The 16,760-nt window shown below is 53.6% G+C and carries 20 protein-coding genes and 1 riboswitch; of the genes, 6 read left to right on the forward strand and 14 right to left on the reverse strand.

What is annotated here, in order from left to right:
- Window positions 1-271, forward strand: a 271-nt coding sequence (locus tag B9Y55_RS11955) for a zinc ribbon domain-containing protein (protein ID WP_200806678.1), incomplete at its 5' end; no start/stop codon positions are given.
- Between the two features lie 105 nt (window positions 272-376).
- Here the strand turns inward: B9Y55_RS11955 and B9Y55_RS11960 are convergent.
- The 11 genes from B9Y55_RS11960 to B9Y55_RS12010 all read right to left on the reverse strand — a co-directional run bounded on the left by B9Y55_RS11960 (window position 377) and on the right by B9Y55_RS12010 (window position 7,943).
- Window positions 377-1,069, reverse strand: coding sequence for a cytochrome c biogenesis CcdA family protein (locus B9Y55_RS11960; protein WP_085545587.1), 693 nt, complete (start codon window positions 1,067-1,069; stop codon window positions 377-379).
- Window positions 1,066-1,605 carry a thioredoxin family protein gene (locus tag B9Y55_RS11965; RefSeq protein WP_085545588.1) on the reverse strand — a complete coding sequence of 180 codons (540 nt, stop codon included), beginning with the start codon at window positions 1,603-1,605 and terminating at the stop codon, window positions 1,066-1,068. Before B9Y55_RS11965 ends, B9Y55_RS11960 begins: the two co-directional genes overlap by 4 nt.
- Window positions 1,606-1,737: 132 nt before the next feature.
- Window positions 1,738-2,892, reverse strand: coding sequence for an ACR3 family arsenite efflux transporter (arsB, locus tag B9Y55_RS11970; protein WP_085545589.1), 1,155 nt, complete (start codon window positions 2,890-2,892; stop codon window positions 1,738-1,740).
- Between the two features lie 35 nt (window positions 2,893-2,927).
- The gene (locus B9Y55_RS11975) at window positions 2,928-3,170 is read right to left on the reverse strand and encodes a hypothetical protein (RefSeq protein ID WP_085545590.1); all 243 of its coding nucleotides are present in this window, start codon (window positions 3,168-3,170) and stop codon (window positions 2,928-2,930) included.
- Between the two features lie 14 nt (window positions 3,171-3,184).
- The gene (locus tag B9Y55_RS11980; protein WP_085545591.1) at window positions 3,185-3,622 is read right to left on the reverse strand and encodes an arsenate reductase ArsC; all 438 of its coding nucleotides are present in this window, start codon (window positions 3,620-3,622) and stop codon (window positions 3,185-3,187) included.
- 17 nt (window positions 3,623-3,639) lie between these two features.
- The gene (locus B9Y55_RS11985) at window positions 3,640-4,557 is read right to left on the reverse strand and encodes a cation diffusion facilitator family transporter (protein WP_085545592.1); all 918 of its coding nucleotides are present in this window, start codon (window positions 4,555-4,557) and stop codon (window positions 3,640-3,642) included.
- Window positions 4,558-4,730: 173 nt separating this feature from the next.
- The gene (locus B9Y55_RS11990) at window positions 4,731-5,600 is read right to left on the reverse strand and encodes a universal stress protein (protein WP_085545593.1); all 870 of its coding nucleotides are present in this window, start codon (window positions 5,598-5,600) and stop codon (window positions 4,731-4,733) included.
- 18 nt (window positions 5,601-5,618) lie between these two features.
- On the reverse strand, window positions 5,619-6,782 hold the full coding sequence (locus B9Y55_RS11995) for a permease (RefSeq protein WP_085545594.1): 1,164 nt from the start codon (window positions 6,780-6,782) through the stop codon (window positions 5,619-5,621).
- Window positions 6,783-6,874: 92 nt separating this feature from the next.
- Entirely contained in the window at window positions 6,875-7,120 is a 246-nt protein-coding gene (locus B9Y55_RS12000; protein ID WP_085545595.1) for a thioredoxin family protein, read from the reverse strand.
- A 15-nt stretch (window positions 7,121-7,135) separates the two neighbouring features.
- On the reverse strand, window positions 7,136-7,420 hold the full coding sequence (locus tag B9Y55_RS12005) for an ArsR/SmtB family transcription factor (RefSeq protein ID WP_085545596.1): 285 nt from the start codon (window positions 7,418-7,420) through the stop codon (window positions 7,136-7,138).
- A gap of 88 nt (window positions 7,421-7,508) precedes the next feature.
- Window positions 7,509-7,943: a putative zinc-binding protein gene (locus tag B9Y55_RS12010; protein WP_085545597.1), complete on the reverse strand. Its 435-nt coding sequence runs from the start codon at window positions 7,941-7,943 to the stop codon at window positions 7,509-7,511.
- Window positions 7,944-8,144: 201 nt separating this feature from the next.
- Here B9Y55_RS12010 and B9Y55_RS12015 point away from each other — a divergent pair, with 201 nt between their 5' ends.
- Complete coding sequence (locus tag B9Y55_RS12015; protein ID WP_085545598.1) at window positions 8,145-9,656, forward strand: AMP-binding protein; 1,512 nt, start codon at window positions 8,145-8,147, stop codon at window positions 9,654-9,656.
- Window positions 9,657-9,969: 313 nt separating this feature from the next.
- Here B9Y55_RS12015 and B9Y55_RS12020 read toward each other — a convergent pair whose 3' ends face one another.
- Complete coding sequence (locus tag B9Y55_RS12020) at window positions 9,970-10,707, reverse strand: hypothetical protein (RefSeq protein WP_085545599.1); 738 nt, start codon at window positions 10,705-10,707, stop codon at window positions 9,970-9,972.
- 339 nt (window positions 10,708-11,046) lie between these two features.
- Window positions 11,047-11,203, reverse strand: a riboswitch (cobalamin riboswitch).
- A 121-nt stretch (window positions 11,204-11,324) separates the two neighbouring features.
- Here B9Y55_RS12020 and B9Y55_RS12025 point away from each other — a divergent pair.
- The gene (locus tag B9Y55_RS12025; RefSeq protein ID WP_085545600.1) at window positions 11,325-12,008 is read left to right on the forward strand and encodes a response regulator transcription factor; all 684 of its coding nucleotides are present in this window, start codon (window positions 11,325-11,327) and stop codon (window positions 12,006-12,008) included.
- Window positions 12,001-13,392 (forward strand): ATP-binding protein, encoded by a 1,392-nt coding sequence (locus tag B9Y55_RS12030; protein ID WP_159448352.1) that lies wholly within the window; start codon window positions 12,001-12,003, stop codon window positions 13,390-13,392. The genes B9Y55_RS12025 and B9Y55_RS12030 overlap by 8 nt, the downstream gene beginning before the upstream one ends.
- On the opposite strand, the gene B9Y55_RS12035 is transcribed toward B9Y55_RS12030, so the two are convergent.
- Window positions 13,345-13,776, reverse strand: a complete 432-nt coding sequence (locus B9Y55_RS12035) for an MOSC domain-containing protein (protein WP_085545602.1) — start codon at window positions 13,774-13,776, stop codon at window positions 13,345-13,347. The genes B9Y55_RS12030 and B9Y55_RS12035 overlap by 48 nt on opposite strands.
- Window positions 13,777-13,779: 3 nt before the next feature.
- Window positions 13,780-14,379: an ECF transporter S component gene (locus B9Y55_RS12040; RefSeq protein ID WP_234986233.1), complete on the reverse strand. Its 600-nt coding sequence runs from the start codon at window positions 14,377-14,379 to the stop codon at window positions 13,780-13,782.
- Window positions 14,380-14,573: 194 nt separating this feature from the next.
- Between B9Y55_RS12040 and B9Y55_RS12045 the strand changes: the two genes are divergently transcribed.
- Window positions 14,574-15,701 carry a sensor histidine kinase gene (locus tag B9Y55_RS12045; RefSeq protein WP_085545603.1) on the forward strand — a complete coding sequence of 376 codons (1,128 nt, stop codon included), beginning with the start codon at window positions 14,574-14,576 and terminating at the stop codon, window positions 15,699-15,701.
- Entirely contained in the window at window positions 15,694-16,359 is a 666-nt protein-coding gene (locus tag B9Y55_RS12050) for a response regulator transcription factor (protein WP_234986234.1), read from the forward strand. Before B9Y55_RS12045 ends, B9Y55_RS12050 begins: the two co-directional genes overlap by 8 nt.
- Window positions 16,360-16,760: the final 401 nt, after the last annotated feature.

The raw sequence follows: 16,760 nt of genomic DNA on the forward strand, positions 1-16,760 counted from the left end.
AAAGCCATATCGGAGGTTTCATGGAGCGCGGTTCAGAACGATGCTGGAGTATAAAGCCCTGTGGTACGGCAGAGATCCGATAATAGCTGGGGCAAATTATGCCAGCTCCCAACTGTGCTCTGAATGTGGCTATAAAAACCCACTGGTAAAGGATTTAGCCCTAAGGGAGTGGGTATGTCCAAGCTGCGGCACACACCACGACAGGGACGTAAATGCGGCACAAAACCTACTGAAACTAGCGCTGCCCACCGAAATTAGCACGGCAGTGTAGCTTTGGTACTCACGAGGTCGGAACGACCTTCAGAGCCTGGGGAAACTTGTCTCGTTAGAGATATTGGCCAGGAAGCCCCCCCCCACTTCTATAAGTGGGGGTAGTTCACAATCCCATGTAAAACATCACAAAAGATATCGATATGGCTCCCATGCCTAAGCAGTATTTCAGGGCAGAACTGAAGACGCCATACTTTTTGTTTGCGATAAGTTTAGCCGCAAAGCCCACCGAGGTTCCCGCGGCCAGCACAAGGACGCTGTGTCCAAGTGAGTAGAGAAGCAGAAGCAGAACGCCGCGTCCTATATTACCGCTTCCAGCGACTATGCTCAACAGCACGACGAGGACTGGCGTGGCGCAGGGAGATGAGAAGAACCCCCCTAAAATCCCTGCTATGAAGGCTCCAACGTACCCTCTTTTTGTGTTCTTAGAGAGAAGGTGCGTTGACGGAAGAAAATCGAAAATGCCCATTGTCTGTAGGCCCATTAGCAGCATAATTATACCGAGAGCGATGTACCACCAAGGGGATGACGTTCCCATCAGCTTTCCCAGCATGGATGCGGCGATCCCTAGAGAGGTGAAGGTCAGCGCCATGCCGATGGAGAATACAGTAGAGAGGGCGAACCCCCTACGTGGATCGTTGGAGCTAGTTCCCCCCACGTAGGCGATTACAAGGGGGACGCTCGTCAGAGCACAGGGCGTTATAGAGGTGGCTATCCCGGCCAGTAGGGCGAGGAGCGGAGCGAGAGCTGTGCCGGACTGTATGGATTCCGAGAGGATCGCGAGCCATCCGTCTATCATTCTACGCCCATTTCCTTCAGCGCCATGAGGAGTTGCTCCTTAGTCATACCGCCCTCGTGGAGGGTGAAGATATGGGTATTCGTCTCCCTCGTGGAGTACATTTGCATCGGGACCCCTATTGATTCGGAGGGGATATAGGGTTTACCGTCCTTGTCAAAAAAGAACTGTGTCGGAATGGCCCTTAGTGGGTATCCTTCCGCTAGATTACGATATTTCCAGACATCTACGAACCTGACGATTGCCTTCCCCTGTAGTGTCTCGTTTAGGTCCTTTAGCACAGGGGCCATCTCTTTACAGGGAAGGCAAGAGTCTGCTCCAAAGTCGATGATGATCGGTAATCCGTAGGATTTTAGCTTTTCGAGGTCAAGTTCTTCCGTCACGTAGAGAGCAAAATCGGGATTTTGTTGAGAATCGTTAGAGGCTATTCCCTGAAGTTCCTCTTTTTCGCGGTTCTTTATTAGCCAAATTCCACCTAAAACCACGGCGATTAGAAGCACGGCCATTACTTTAGTGTAGGGTCTGGGATTCTGATCCATTTGATTTGATCATCCTTTGCTTGGTGTCTTTGGTTACTCGATAAAATAATGAGAACCATCCAAAGAGGGGGCGAAGGAAAAAAACTGTCCTCCGTCCCCTCTGCTGCTCGTCTTTGCGGAATGTCGCTTTTACTATTTAAACCAGTGTTGGGTTCTGAGACAGAAGCGGACCAGCATGAGCATTACCGGGACCTCTATAAGCACTCCAACTACCGTAGCCAGGGCCGCCCCGGAGGAGAGGCCGAAGAGCATGGTCGCAGTGGCGATAGCGACCTCAAAGTGGTTGGAGGCCCCTATCATCGCCGCAGGAGCGGCGTCCCTGTAGGATAGCCCTATGAACTTGGCTGCTCCGTATCCCAGTGCGAATATAAGCACCGTCTGGATGAACAGGGGAATAGCGATCCACAGTATAGTCATGGGGCTTTTGACGATTACCTCTCCCTTGAAGGAGAACAGCAGGACCAGGGTCGCCAGCAGGGCCACTATGGTGATCGGTGTCAGGACGTGGAGGAACTTTTCCTCAAACCACCTCTTGCCTTTGGTCGCCAATATCCATTTTCTGGAGAAATATCCCGCCAGAAGGGGCAGGGCGACGTAGATCCCTATGGAGAGGAGCAGTGCCTGCCAGGGAACCGGAAGCCTCCCCACTCCTAGGAGGAAGCCCCCCAGAACTCCGTATAGCACCAGCATGGTCAGGGAGTTTATGGCCACCATGACCAGGGTCAGGCCGTCGTTGCCTTTGGAGAGAAATCCCCATACCAGCACCATGGCTGTGCATGGGGCTATCCCCAGCAGAATGGTCCCCGCCAGATAACTCCTCCAAAGGGGAATCTGGAGCATCTTTATCCCCTCCGACATGACCACCGTCCCCGCCCCGTGGGATGAGCCTACGGCCAGGTCGAGTCCGAAGGGCATCTTCACCAGGTCCATAGCGTCGGGGCCGATAAAGGCCTTAAAGGCAAAGCCCAGAAAAAACAGGGCTATTCCGTACATAGTGAAGGGCTTTATGGCCCAGTTTATGAACAGGGTCAGCCCCACTGGTTTGGCGCTCTTTCCGGCCTTTATGACCTCGTTAAAGTCTATCTTTACCATGATGGGGTACATCATGGCGAACAGGCATATAGCTATAGGGATGGACACCACCGGTGCGCCGTTTACGGTGATAGCCATTCCGTCCAACGTCGACGCCAGGTTCGGGGCGACCTTTCCCAGGGCTATCCCTCCCAGGATGCACAGTCCCACCCATAGGCTCAGGTATCTCTCGAAAATCGATATTCCTTTTGCCATTTTCTCTCTCCTCTCTCCAGCGGATGGGGCCTAAACTAGCAACAATCTCCTTTACAGCAACAGCCCGACTTCATGGATTTTATAGACGGCAGGTAGGCGTCTATTATGGCCTGAACTTCCTCCTTGCAGTCGCACCGGTCGCCCTGACCGGAGGCCGCCGCTATGACCTCCTCCACCGTCTCCGCTCCAGAGGCCAGGGCTTTAACCACGTCTCTTTTCGTCATGTTGCAGCTTGCGCATACCACCGTATCCTGAGGTGCTTTTTTCCAGTCTTCCATTCTACTTATCCCCCTTAGATGTTATTCACTATTTCCGGTAGCCCTTCAACGAAGGCCTTTATCTCGTCTCTGACCTTTCGGTAGAAGCCTAACGCCTCTTCCTCGTCCTCGGTCTCCTTCGCCATGGCGGGGGGATCCTCAAAACCCGAGTGGATCGTCTTCGTGTCCCCTGGAAACACCGGGCAGGTTCCTTTTGCCCTGTCGCATACCGTTACCACCAGGTCTATCGGGGAGTCAAAAAACTCGGTGACGCTTTTCGATCTGTGTCCCGATATATCCACCCCAGCCTCGGCCATCACCGCGATTGCCCTAGGGTCCAGACCGTGGGGAGCGGATCCCGCAGATAGGGCCTCGAATCGGTTTCCCCATATGTGGTTGGTCCAGCCCTCGGCCATCTGGCTCCTACAGGAGTTGCCGGTGCAGAGGAAAAGTATAGTCGGTCTCTCTCTCATCTCTCAAACTCTCCCTTCTATGGTAGGTCTTCAGTCGAGCACTCTCCGTCTGTGCATGTACTGAACTCCATCTGAAGCGTCACATGGGCTATGGAGAAGCGGTCTTTTATATCGGCAATTAGACGAGCCAGGACGATATCGGTTCGTGATTTTGCCGATTCGGATAGCGTTACATGGGCCTCAAGAAAAAGGTCAGTCCCGTCGGTGGTCCATATATGAATGTGATGGGCATTCACGACGTCGCTGTTTTCCTGTATTGTAGCTATGATCTTGTCGACCTCTACCCCGCTTGGCGTCCCCTGCATGAGAATGTTTACAGATGTCTTTAACAGAGGCCATGATTCATAAAGGACATACGCTGACACCATTAATGTTAGAAAAGGGTCAATCCAGTACCATTCATGGAACATGAGGAGAATTGCCGCTACTACGACGCCGACGGAGGAGAGGGTGTCCATAACGATATGAAGGTACGCTGAACGTATGTTGAGGCTGTTTTTGGAGTCTCTATGGAGTAGCCAGGCGGTGGCTAGATTGCCTAGGAGTCCTATAACCGCAACGGCAAGCATGACCTTACCGACCACAGGCTCTGGGTGGAGGAACTTTCGTACCGCTTCGACCAGCAGAAAAAGCCCTATCCCGACCAGAGCTACAGTATTTACAAGCGAAGCAAGGACCTCTGCACGCTTAAATCCAAACGAATGTGATTTTGTCCGCTTTTTCCGAGATATTCTCCTCGCCAGCCAGCTTATCCCCAAAGACGATGTGTCAGAAAGATTGTGGACGGCGTCGGAGAGCAGTGCAAGGCTGTTCGATAAAACGCCCCCTATTATCTCCGCCAGGGTTATAACAAGGTTTAACGTAAGAGACAGCAGCAGTCTACCATCTGTAGTCTTGGGAGATACTTGCGAATGGTCATGATGTTCCGATCCCATTATAATACCCCCTTTTCTTAATAACGCTGATCGTCGGAGAGATCGTTCCGTCTGCGCCCTGTCGCCCCATTCGTACTACACGACAACAGGTCGATTATACGGGCTCTGTCGGAACGATCTCTCCAGGGGAATTCAATTCTAACGTGAGTTTTTAGAGATGCCTTTAAGAGGCTTTATATGCAAAGTTTTTTTCTGGTCAATGGTACGATCAACACGCAACATTTCGCTTCCTGAGCGATTCGATAAGCATTTTTACCTACTCGGTATTTTTCCGAAGCCCCTTGACCTTGAGCTCCTAAAACGACGAGGCTAGTATGCTCCTCTTCGATCAGATCCAGGATCGACTCTGTGGGTATTCCCTTTTTCATGGAGATATTTACCGACTCGATGCCCGCCCTTAGGGCCTCTTCTTTCATTTTTTCGAGTCTCTTTTTCTCGATCTCTATAAGGGGTTCTATCTGCTCTGCGTTTGCGACTTTTAAGAGTAGTTCAAGATTTTTATCGTCGTGAATATGGACAAGGGTCAATTTTTTGAATGAATTTGGCTCCCCTGATAGTAGCTCCAGAAGCTTTTCGTACGCATTGATCGCATGGTTAGAAAAATCCATTGCGTTCATCAAGCTTAAACTCTGTTCTTTTGAACAGTTTTTGCCTGAATTACAGGTCATTATGGGAATCGGAGAATATTCAAGGATTCTCAAGGCAGTTGATCCGATCCAAGAAGAAGCCCATGTAGGGCCGTGTCCAGGACCGATAGCTATAACAGAGGCCTCCCATCGATTTGCCTGGCATATTATCTCGTCAAAAGGCAGTCCTGTGGATATTTGAGTTTCTATTTTATCCCCAGGAAGACCCAGCTTAAGCCCGTACTCCTCCAGCTTTGCAGCTATGACATCCTTATCGAAACTGGGATTGATTCTGTCGTCTATAACGTTCAGCAGTAGGACTTTTTCGATCGATTTTAATTTTAAATTGGAGATGCAACTTATCAGATCATCGGGGTTCTGCTTTAGATCTATGGCGATCAAAACTCTCTTAAACATTTTGTCCCCTCCTCTATCTTAGACGAAGTTACCAAAAATGATACCCATGATAGTGGACATCACAACCACCAAGCTGACGTAGACGACGGTCTTTTTTGTCCCTATGACGCTCCTTATTACCAGCATGTTGGGCAGAGATAGGGCCGGTCCCGCCAGGAGAAGGGCTAGTGCGGGGCCCTGTCCCATTCCAGATCCTAGAAGTCCCTGAAGTATTGGAACCTCCGTAAGGGTGGCGAAGTACATAAATGCTCCCGATATGGCGGCGAAGAAGTTTGCCCCGATGGAGTTGCCGCCTACCAAGGACGCGACCCACTGGTTCGGTATAAGGGCCTCGTGGCCTGGCCGTCCAAGGAGAAATCCCGCCACCAGCACTCCACCAAACAGCAGGGGCAAGACCTGAAGGGCATAGCCGAAGGTGGAGTCCATCCATTCCTGTCTCTCGTCCTTTTGGAACCAGATCAACGTAGATCCCAGCGTCGAGATAAACGCTGCGGCGGCGATGTACCATTTAACCGAGTATATGCTTTCCCATACCCCCCCTGGGACCTTAGGAGCGGCCCAGTTGGCGAAGACCAAAAAGACCACCATGCTGGCCATATGCCATACGGTCTTCCACAGAGGTCTCTCTGAACCGTCGTCGGGAAGCTGAGCGAACCCCTTCTGGCGCTCCTCCTCCTCGCCACGGAAGATAAAGGCCATACATATTCCGATTAGCACCGAGAACACGACGGCCCCCAAGGCTCTCGCCAGGCCCAGCTTGAAGCCCAGGACCCTGGCGGTGAGTATAATGGACAGCACGTTTATGGCGGGGCCGGAGTAGAGAAACGCCGTGGCGGGCCCAAGTCCTGCCCCTCTTTTGTAGATACCAGCGAAGAGGGGAAGCACGGTGCAGGAGCACACGGCCAAGATGGTCCCTGACACCGCCGCCACCGAGTAGGCGACCCATTTTTTAGCCTGAGCTCCGAGGTATTTCATGACAGCCTGTTGGCTGACGAACACGCTTATGGCTCCCGCTATGAAAAACGCCGGCACTAGACAAAGTAGGACGTGCTCCTGGGCGTACTCGTGGAGCATCGCCAGAGCCTCGACCGCACCGGAACGCACACCTGCGGAGTCCGCCGGAAGCCAGTAGGCCAGGGCAAACACCCCTAAAATCCATAGAAATTTGCTTTTATCGCTCACTTAAAGTCCCTTCTTTCCGTCTAAATAAGCTATGAACGTGACAAAAAAGCCACGTTCTTTATCCACAAAAAGGCCCCCGGGGGGGCCTGTCTCTATAATGCCTCCGAGATCAGCTTTTTGACGGCCAAAGGAGTGGGAATTTTCCCCACGGAGACGACCTTGTCGTTGACCACGAGCCCTGGTGTTCCGGCGACGCCGAACTCCATTATCTCCGAGATGTCGGTAACCTTCTCCAGAGAGTACTCCAGACCCAGCTCTTTTGCCGCATCCTCCGCTAGCTCTGTGAGCTTTTTGCACTTTGGACATCCTGTTCCCAGTATCTGAATCTTAACGGTCATTATAGTTACCTCCCATTAAAAAATAGGTCCACATAGACCTGAATCGATGCACTCTATCATGTCCAACACGCAACATAGACTCACGGAGTAGAATATCCACTGGCCTTCCTTCCTGTCCCTCAGCACGCCGGCGTCCCTCAAGATCGCCAGATGTTTGCTTACGGTTGTCCTGTCCGAGTCGAACCACCGAGCTATCTTGCAGGCGCATTCCTCACTGTGCCCCAATCGTCGGACGACCTCAAGCCTCAGAGGGTGGCTCAACGCCTTGAATATAGCCACGGTTCCGTCTTTATCCACCATAGGACGCCTCCCCCCTATGTGGCGATTTTACCACGTGGTCTTTTTTGACGCAAGCTGAAAAATCAAGAGTAGAGAATCAGGCTAGAGGCTAGCAGCACCCGCAGGAGCAGCCACAACCTGGTGAGGTTTCATCGTCATCAGCTTCATCTTCGATTCCATCGATAAACCGACAGATTGCGTCCTTTGTTTTGTCGATCTGGTCTCTTTTAAGGTCGAAGTTAGGTTTTTTTTCTATATCCAGGTCGGTGACTACCAGGTAGTTTTTTATCGGTATGCCCTCTTTTTTGAATATTGCCTTTGCGCATCCCACCGGACATCCGTCCACAACCACCGTCTCGAGATCCTTTGCTGACTGTACGAAACCAGAGAGCCCTCCTCCGATCGCTGCAAGGCATGAGAGCTTGCCCTTCCCCTCCTGGGTGAGCTCTATGGCGGCCTGGTTGGCGATCTGACCCACGTTGGAGCCTCCCGAACACGACAGTATCATGACTTTATTTCCCCCTGTGCAACAGCTTTCCGACATGATTTTATTCCTCCTCTTTATTTTTAACGGTGTTTATGTGGCGATATTACCACCTATTTTGTTGCCCTGCAAGTGATTTTTTGTGCTAACTCGATCATAAGACCAGGTTGCAAAATACTCTCGATCTGGGATAATATTTTTGTCTTTTTACGACGACGCAAAAGATCTGGTTAGGATTTTTTTAGGGGGAGGGGTTTTTTCGTGAGCAGAGTAGAGCAGGTCATAAAGGAGAGGTGCGAGGTCTATCCCGACTCGCCCTGTCTTTTTTTCGAGGGTGTTACCTGGACCAGGAGGGAGCTGGACCAGGCAGCGGATCGGTGCGAGGCGTCCCTTGTTTCGGCCGGATTTACCGTAGGACAGAGGTTGGTCACCATGATGCCAAACTGCCCGGCGGTCCTGGCCCTGTCCATCGCGGTGTGGAGGCTTGGGGGGACCGTCGTCCCACTGAACGCTAAAGCAGGTCGAGAACTGTTGGGGGCGGCGCTGGGGCTTCTCGATCCCTTCGCCGTTATGGTGATGACCGGCATGGAGGAGTTGGCATCCGCCATAGAGTCTCAGGGGGTTCCTGCGTCGGTGGTGTCCCCGTTTGGCGAGATTACCCCCTTTTCCGGCAGGACTGGGCTGCCCGAGAGCGAGGATCTTGCGGTTATATTCGCCACGTCCGGGACGACTGGGATGCCAAAGGCCGTCCCTATCACCCACCGAAACCTGTTGAACAACATCTGCACCGTAAAGGACCACGTTACCACCCTCAGGGAGGACGGCGAGGACATAGCCCTGAATGTGCTCCCCAACTTCCACACCTTTGGGTTCTGCCTTTCCGGGACTTTGCCTCTGGTCCTTGGCTACCCCCAGGTGATACTTCCAAGTTTTCTGCCTCCGGCCAGGACCGTGGAGGCGATCTACTCCCATAAGGTGTCGGTGATAATCGCCGTGCCGACCATAGTCGCATTGATCTGCGAGGTAGTGGCTAGGTCCAACATGGCCCCACCTGATAGCCTTAACATGGTGGTCTGTGGTGGTGCTCCTTTGGACCTCAGGCTTCACCAGAGGGCTGAGAGGTTGCTGGGTGTCCCGATCCACGAGGGATATGGCCTCACCGAGTGTTCTCCCGTGGTGGGAGCCGCCCACGACAGGGCCGGTTTTAGGCCAGGGCAGATAGGTCCAGTCATGGAGGGCTACGAGATCCAGCTGAGGGACAGAGAGGGCAAGCTCCTAGAGGGAAACGAAGGGGTCCTGTGGCTAAGAGGTCCCTCTGTGACGTCGGGATACTTCAGAAGCCCTGAGGCAACGGCACAGCGTTTCGATAAAGACGGATGGTTTAACACCGGCGACGTGATTCGTTTTGACGAGGACGGATACTTAACCGTCCTGGATCGGGACACGGACATAATCATAGTGGGAGGTTTCAACGTATATCCACAGGAGGTCGAAAACGTCCTGGCGTCCTTCCAGGGTGTCAAGGAGGCGGCGGTGGTCGGGACGCCTCACGGTCTGAGTGGAGAGGTCCCCAAGGCCTTTGTCGTCCTCCAGGAAGGGGCCTCGGTGGAGCCCAGAGATTTGATCTCATTCTGTAAGGAGAGGTTGAGCCACTATAAGGTCCCCAGAAAGGTGGAGTTCGTCGAGGAGCTTCCCCGTTCCGCCATAGGAAAGGTTCTAAGGCGAACCCTGAGGGATCTAGAGAGAAGCCGCTTCGCTGGCAAAAAAGCCTAAACAGGGGCCCAGTTGATCCCGATTGGATCGATTGGGCCCCTGTTTTGATCCTATCCGTCCATTGATCTGCTTACGGTATGGACTGATAATAACCTTCAGTATGAGAGGGGGCGTTGTATGTTGAAGATACGTTTTTCCGTCGCTCGTAAGGTGGGGCTCGCTATGGTCCCTATACTGCTTGGGTTGGCCGTCGCTGTAACCATCCCGGCCTGGAGGATGTTCTCCGACGTGTTTGTGGAGCAGGCCGAGGATCAGGCAAGAATGGGCGCGATGGGGCTTCTTGAGACCATAGAGTCCGAATCGATCAGATATTTTAGAAGCAGGGAGCGCCCTTTCCCTGTCCTCTTCTGTTGCCGCCCTGGAAGGTCTCGCTGGAGTTCCTCATGTCGAGCCTGGCCTTGGAAGAGGACCTGGCCATCTCTAGCCTCAGGTCCACCCTCTTTTCCGCCAGTGCCCTAAGGTCCGCTTCCGACGGCGATCCGGTCATGGCCTTGTGCATGTCGTCCCTGAGGGCCTCCATGGACTTCCTGTGGTCATCCCTGGCCTGTCTTATAGCGTTCGACGCAGGGCCTCTGCCGCCCCAGTCCTGTCTGTTGCGGGGGCCATCCATATGTCTTTTCTCAGCCAGAGCCCTCTGGTCCTGGTCCAGTAGCCCGTAGAGCTCTCTGTGGTGCTTCATCCTGCTGACCTCAAGGGATATCATCTTCTCCCTGAGCTGGGATACCGAATTTTCGTCCACAGATCTGCCAGCGGAGAGGTCGTAGCGATAGTCCCTGAGACCCCAGGTCACGTCCTTGAGGGCCTGTCCGTTGGCCTTGTCCCAGTTCTCCTGGGCCTCCGATACCGCCAGCTTCTGCTTCGCCGACAGGCTCAGACCGTCGGCCCACCGGCTCATATCTCCCTGGCCCATTCCACGCTCCATGTTGTGATGCCTACTACCCTGGCCCTGGCCGTTAGAGGGTTTGTGTCCCCATGCCTCTGCTCCCTGTGTGATGCTGCCGAGTGCCAGTACCGCCGCAGTGATCGCTATAGCTACAGATGTCTTTTTCATGTCATATACCTCCCGATTTTTTTTAGGGGGAACCTGATGCTCGCCCCGTCTTCGTCTCTGTGGCCCTATTCTAGCCCGGGGTAGGTCAAGGTGCCTTACAGGGGAGGTAAAGTAATGTAAAGGTATAGGGGGAATGTTCCTCCAGAAAAAGGGGAACCCCCCTGCACAGCAGGGGGGTGATGGGGAAAGACAGTGCGTCCTATCCTATCAGGACGCCCAGGAAGGGCAAAAAAAGGAGACGCCCCACTTGAGGACGTCTCCGAAAAGAACAACGGATACACCGTATCGAGACGCGTCTCGACGGCGCTTCGCCGATCACCCCGAGTCCTCGCAGGGATCATGGATCTTCAAATTCAGGCCGGTATCCTGGCTTCCCTCATCCGCTTTCGAGCCTTCCCGGGTTTCCCCAGTGGTATCTCGAAGCGTCAGGTACACAGTGGCGGGTCCGCGCCGGATTCTAACCGGCTTCCCAGACACCTGAACTCGATCAATCTACGAGTAGCATTATACCCCCCTTTCTTGCTACGTCAACCCCCTCAGATAGCTCAGGTAAAGAAATGTCAGGCCGGATGCGTTTTCCCGTTGGGCAGGCTAAAATGTATTAAGGGGGTGTCTGAATGGACAGAATTCTGGTTGTTGACGACGATAAGGAGCTCGCTGAGCTTCTATGTGAGTACCTCACAGGAGAGGGCTTTAAGGTGGATATCCGTCACGACGGAAAGTCCGGCAGCTCCGAGGCCCTTTCGGAGCGATTTGATCTGGTGGTTCTGGACGTTATGTTGCCTGGACAGAACGGTTTTGACGTCCTCAAAGAGATAAGAAAGACTTCCTCCGTGCCGGTGGTGATGCTTACAGCCAAAGGAGACGAGGTCGATAGGGTCTTAGGTCTCGAGATGGGGGCGGACGATTATCTCCCTAAGCCCTTCAGCCCTAGGGAGCTTCTGGCCCGTATCAGGGCTGTCCTGAGAAGGCAGGGCGGTCAGGGGGACAAAGAGCGGCTTGCGGTGGGAGACCTGGAGATGGTGGTTCCCTCGAGACAGGTGTTTTTGGAGGGAATCTCCATTGAGATGACAGCCATGGAGTTTCGGCTCCTGGAGACCCTTCTTCGTTCCGTGGGAAGGGTGATATCCCGGGACGAGCTTTTTAGCAAAGTCCTGGAGCGGTCCAGCTCTCCTTTCGACAGGAGCCTGGATATGCACATAAGCAACCTGAGAAAGAAGCTAGGGGCACATCGAGACGGCTCGGACAGGATCAGGACCATCAGAGGAGAGGGCTACCTTTATGCCGCCCCTGTTGAGTAGGCTGTTTCCCAAAAAAGGGGCCCTCTTCGGTCGGATATTCGTCGGGTTTATGGTCTCGGTGGCGGTGGCTTCGCTGCTTCACGTTATCCTTACCGCCCTTATGGCCCGATGGGGCCTTCTGGACCTGTCTCTCCACGGAAGGCTGAGGCAATCTTTGCTAAGGGAGGCTCCTGGACTGATAGGTCTTTACGAGGACCGTGGTGGGGATGCTCTGAGGACAGCTCTAGATGAGCTTCGGGAGAAGAGAAAGATCATGGCGGTGGTTCTGGACGATTTAGGAGGTCCTCTGGAGCCAGCAAGGGGGAGAAAACATAACCTGCCCGACAGAAGGGCACCTTCGTGGATGGCCTCTCTCCCCGCTGTTACCGAGGCTATAAGGTCCCATAGCGGTAAAAACTATATAGTCACATTTTTTGCCCTTCCAGGAGCTCTCCCTCCAAGGGATCGATTTTACCTGTCCCTTGGATGCTATCTTCTGGCCTTCCTGGTCGTAGGAGGGGTGGTCAGCTACTTTTTGGCGAGACAGATATCCCGTCCTCTGGAGGCCCTCAGCAGAGCTTCTATCTCTCTAGCCTCCGGTGATCTGTCGGTGAGATCCCGTAATATAGCCGTTTTCTCCGACGACGAAATCGGCCAACTGGCCAGTAACTTCGATTCCATGGCGGACCACGTGGACAGGACCATCACCGGCCAGAACCGGCTTCTAGGGGATATCTCCCACGAGCTTCGCTCTCCTCTGACCAGGCTAAATCTGTCGGTGGAGCTGTTGAGGGGAAAGGTATCTCCCGAGTTAGGCCCTTTGCTCGAGAGGATAGAGAGGGAGTCGGAGAGGATGAACGGCATGATAGGCGATCTTCTTGGGCTGGCCAGGCAGGAGGGAACCTTCCATGGAACGATGGAGAGATGTTCCTTAAAGGATCTGTTGGAGACGGTGCTGAGGGATGGCCGGTTTGAGGCTAGATCCCAGGGAAAGGACGTGGTCCTCATCTCTAGCGCCGATGTGCAGGTCTCAGGAGATCAGGCTGGCCTCGCCAGCGCCCTGGAAAACGTGGTGAGAAACGGCATAAAACACACCGCAGTAGGGTCCTCCGTAGAGATAGAGGTCTCTCAGGAGGATCGTGAGGTGACCATAGCGGTAAGGGACAGAGGTCCTGGCGTTGCGGAGGGCAACCTTGAGGCCATATTTAGGCCCTTTTTCCGGGAGGATAGCTCCAGGGACAGGGAATCCGGCGGAGTGGGCCTTGGGTTGACCATAACGAAAAGGGCGGTAGAGGCCGCAGGAGGTTCTGTCGTGGCCGCTAACCGCCCAGAAGGTGGACTTACGGTGGAGATAAGGCTAAAGAAGGCGAACTTCGTCTCCTACGGAGATAGCTCCTCCCGATAGGACCTTGAAAAAAAGCCCTCTGGTCGGCATAATACAGTCGCCGGTGGCGTGATATATCTCGCATCTATGGTGGCACGTTTTCCCTATCTGGGAAAGCCCCAGGACCGACTCGCCGATCCCAATTCTGTCACCTATGGCGAGGCTGGAGAGGTCTAGCCCCTCTACGATGAGGTTCTCTCCGAAGCTCCCGGGCAATATGTCCGGGAGCTTTTTTGCCATAGGTTCTATGTCTTCCTCCATCAGGACGCTGATCTGCCTGTGGCCGAAGCCCATATGGCCGTCGCCCTCAAGGCCCATTCCCTCGACCAAGGTACCGGTGTCCACGTTTTTCTTAACCGTCCCGGTGGAGGGGGACAGGCAGACCGCCGTCAGTTTACCGGTCATGTCCTAAACCTCCCGACAGGGTAGGGCCTCCCCTATCCGCTTGTATAGCAGGAGGGTGAGAAAGGATACGATGGTTCCCTTCAGGATATTGAAGGGAACGATCCCCCAAATCACCAGGGACGGAACGTCGGTTATGAGCGGTATGACCGACGACGATAGCTCTATAATCCTATCTAAAGGGACGAAGTTGGAGTAAAAGGGCAACAGTATAAAGGCGTTCGTCAACGCCGCGGTGATCGCCATGGATATCGTTCCTGTAGCCAGGCCTATCAGGGCCCCTCTTTTGGTCCTTTCCCGTCGGTATATTATCCCAGCCGGAATCACCAGGGCACTGCCCATTATGAAGTTTGCCAGCTCCCCTACTCCACCGGTGGAGGTGGAGATAGAGTGAATGACGTTCTTTATGGCCTCTATCATCACCCCTGTTCCAGGCCCGAAGGTGAAGGTCCCTATCAGGGCGGGAAGGTCGGAGATATCGAGCTTCAGAAAGGCCGGGAAAATCGGCAAGGCTGTGTCTACGTACATAAGGACCGCGGCCATAGCGGACAGGAGGGAGGTGCATACCATTTTTCTGGTGGTGTATACTCTTCTGGTTGCCTCCAATACATCTCATCCTCTCTATATGTTTGGATAGAAAAACGGGCTAAAGCCCATAATATCACTGTGCTTTGACCTTGGAAAGGGCCTTTCGCCTTAAGATTTATCGGTTTTTGGCTTTCTTTCCATGCGTCGATGGTCACGTAGCGGTATAATCGACCTGTCACGATGAAAGTTCCTTTGGAAAAGGAGATTTTTACATGGATCGACAGGATGCTCTTAAACAAGTCATAGAGAGGGTTCAAAAGGACTTAATCGATAGTGTGAAAACCGTCTCCGACTTTCGGAAAGATGAGCTCACCCGGCTGGACTCTATAAGAAAGGAGCTCAAGCAGGTGAGGGAGGAATTAGCTACGGTCATAGAGGAGCTCGACAGCAGCACTAAGGCCTACTTTTCCGCAAGGGCGGATCTTTCTCAGATAGTGAGGAGCGGTGGCGAGGCGGAGCAGAGGGAAGCCTACGAGAGGGCGGAGGGCTTCATGCTGGCAAAGGCCGGTCTATCGGAGAGGGAGAAAGGTCTGAGGAACATGCGGGATTACCTGGAGAGGGACGAAAGACGGGTGGCCGCCCAGGTGGAGAGAAGCGATGCGGTGGCCACCAAGTTTCGCCTCGCCCTGGACGTGGTGAACGACGAGATCGAGGCAGGAGGATCGTCGAAAAAAGACGGCCTTTCCCTGGCTTATGGTCTCGTGGAAAGGGAGAGCCGAAGCCTGGCAAGGGAGATCCACGACGGCCCCGCTCAGAGGTTCGCCGGTGCCATGATGTCCCTCGACTTTACCCGTCGTCTGATGGATCTCGAGCAGTACGATAGGGCCTGTCAGGAGCTGAGTAAGGTCAAAGAGCAGATGACCGAGACCATGGACGAGATAAGGTCTTTTCTGTTTCTCCTGTACCCCAGGGATATGGAGGACGGTCTTGACGTAGCCTTAGTTCGTCTAGGCGATTCGATGTCCCAGAAATACGGGGTTCCTATTGGGGTGAAGTCCTTTGGCCCTATAAAGTCGGTCCCCGAGTTCGTTGGTGCCAACGTCTATAAAATAGTCCGTCAGGCTTTGGGAAACGCCCTTTTAAAGGGGAACCCTGAGAGGGTAACGGTGATGTTGTCGGTCCGTTCCGACAGGCTTTTCGTCAAGGTTATGGACGATGGATCGGGGTTTGACGTCGAAAAGGCCAAGGAATCCGCAATAGCACGAGGCTCCTACGGTCTGGTCTCCATGGAGGAGAGGGCCAGGCTGGCAGGAGGGGAGCTTAAAATAGAGAGCGTTTTAGGCCAGGGGACCATAGTCTCTCTGGAGGTTCCTTTAAGGGGTGATTTGGACCGTGACTAGTATAAAGGTTATGGTGGTAGACGACCACGAAATCTTCAGGACAGCTCTTGTGAACATAATCGGTCTTGAGGAGGATATGGAGGTCGTAGGGGAAGCCGGTGACGGTCTGGAGGCCCTAGCTCTGTTGGAGACGGTGGCTCCCGATATCGCCCTCGTGGACGTCACTATGCCCAGGATGGGTGGGGCGGAACTGGTAAGGCAGATGGAGAGCCGAGGGATAGGTCTACCGGTGGTGGCTCTGACCGCCATGGAGGACGAGAGAAGCGTCCTGGAGCTGTCCAGAGCTGGGGTCAGAGGATATATCCTTAAGACCTCCGGGTTTGACGATCTGGTGAAGGCCATAAGATCGGTGTTCCATGGAGGAGACTACGTCGACCCTAAGGTGGCCTCCAAGCTGCTCAGCGGTTTCTCCAAACACAGGGATAAAGGGGACGTTTTCGACAGGCTTTCGGACCGAGAGCTGGAGGTCCTTTTCTGGCTCTCCCAGGGACTAAACGGTCAGGACATAGCGGAGAGGCTCTTTCTCTCCGACAAGACGGTGAAGAACCACATAAGCCATATTTTGTCTAAACTTGAGGTCTCCGACAGAACCCAGGCGGTCTCTCTGGCCTGGCGATCTGGCCTAGCCGCAAAATCCCCGGAAGAGTTCAGGCGATAGAGATAGCCTCTATCGCCTGAACTCTTCGTGTTTTAAAGGGTATCTCTAAAAAATCTAATCCTCGGAGAGATCGTTCCGACGTAGCCCATTTGAGCCCGTATACTCGACATGCCGTCGTGTAGTCGAATGGGGCGACAGGACGTCGCCCCAAGCCGAGGGGGCACAGGACGTGCCCTCCGAGGCGGTTCGTACGAAACAGGCAGGTCGAGTATACGATTGGGCGAAACAGGGCATAGGCGGAACGATCTCTCCGAGGGGACTCGAAAGTGAGTTTTTAGAGGTTCCCTAAAGTTTAAATTTGTCCATGTCCTCTTTTAGTTCCTCTGTGTCTTTCAGGAGGCCCTTAGACCCGGAAGCCATTTCCTCGGCGGTTCTCAGAGTATTATCGGAGGAGCTCTTTA

The organism is Dethiosulfovibrio salsuginis (genome assembly GCF_900177735.1).
Classification (GTDB): Bacteria; Synergistota; Synergistia; order Synergistales; family Dethiosulfovibrionaceae; genus Dethiosulfovibrio; species Dethiosulfovibrio salsuginis.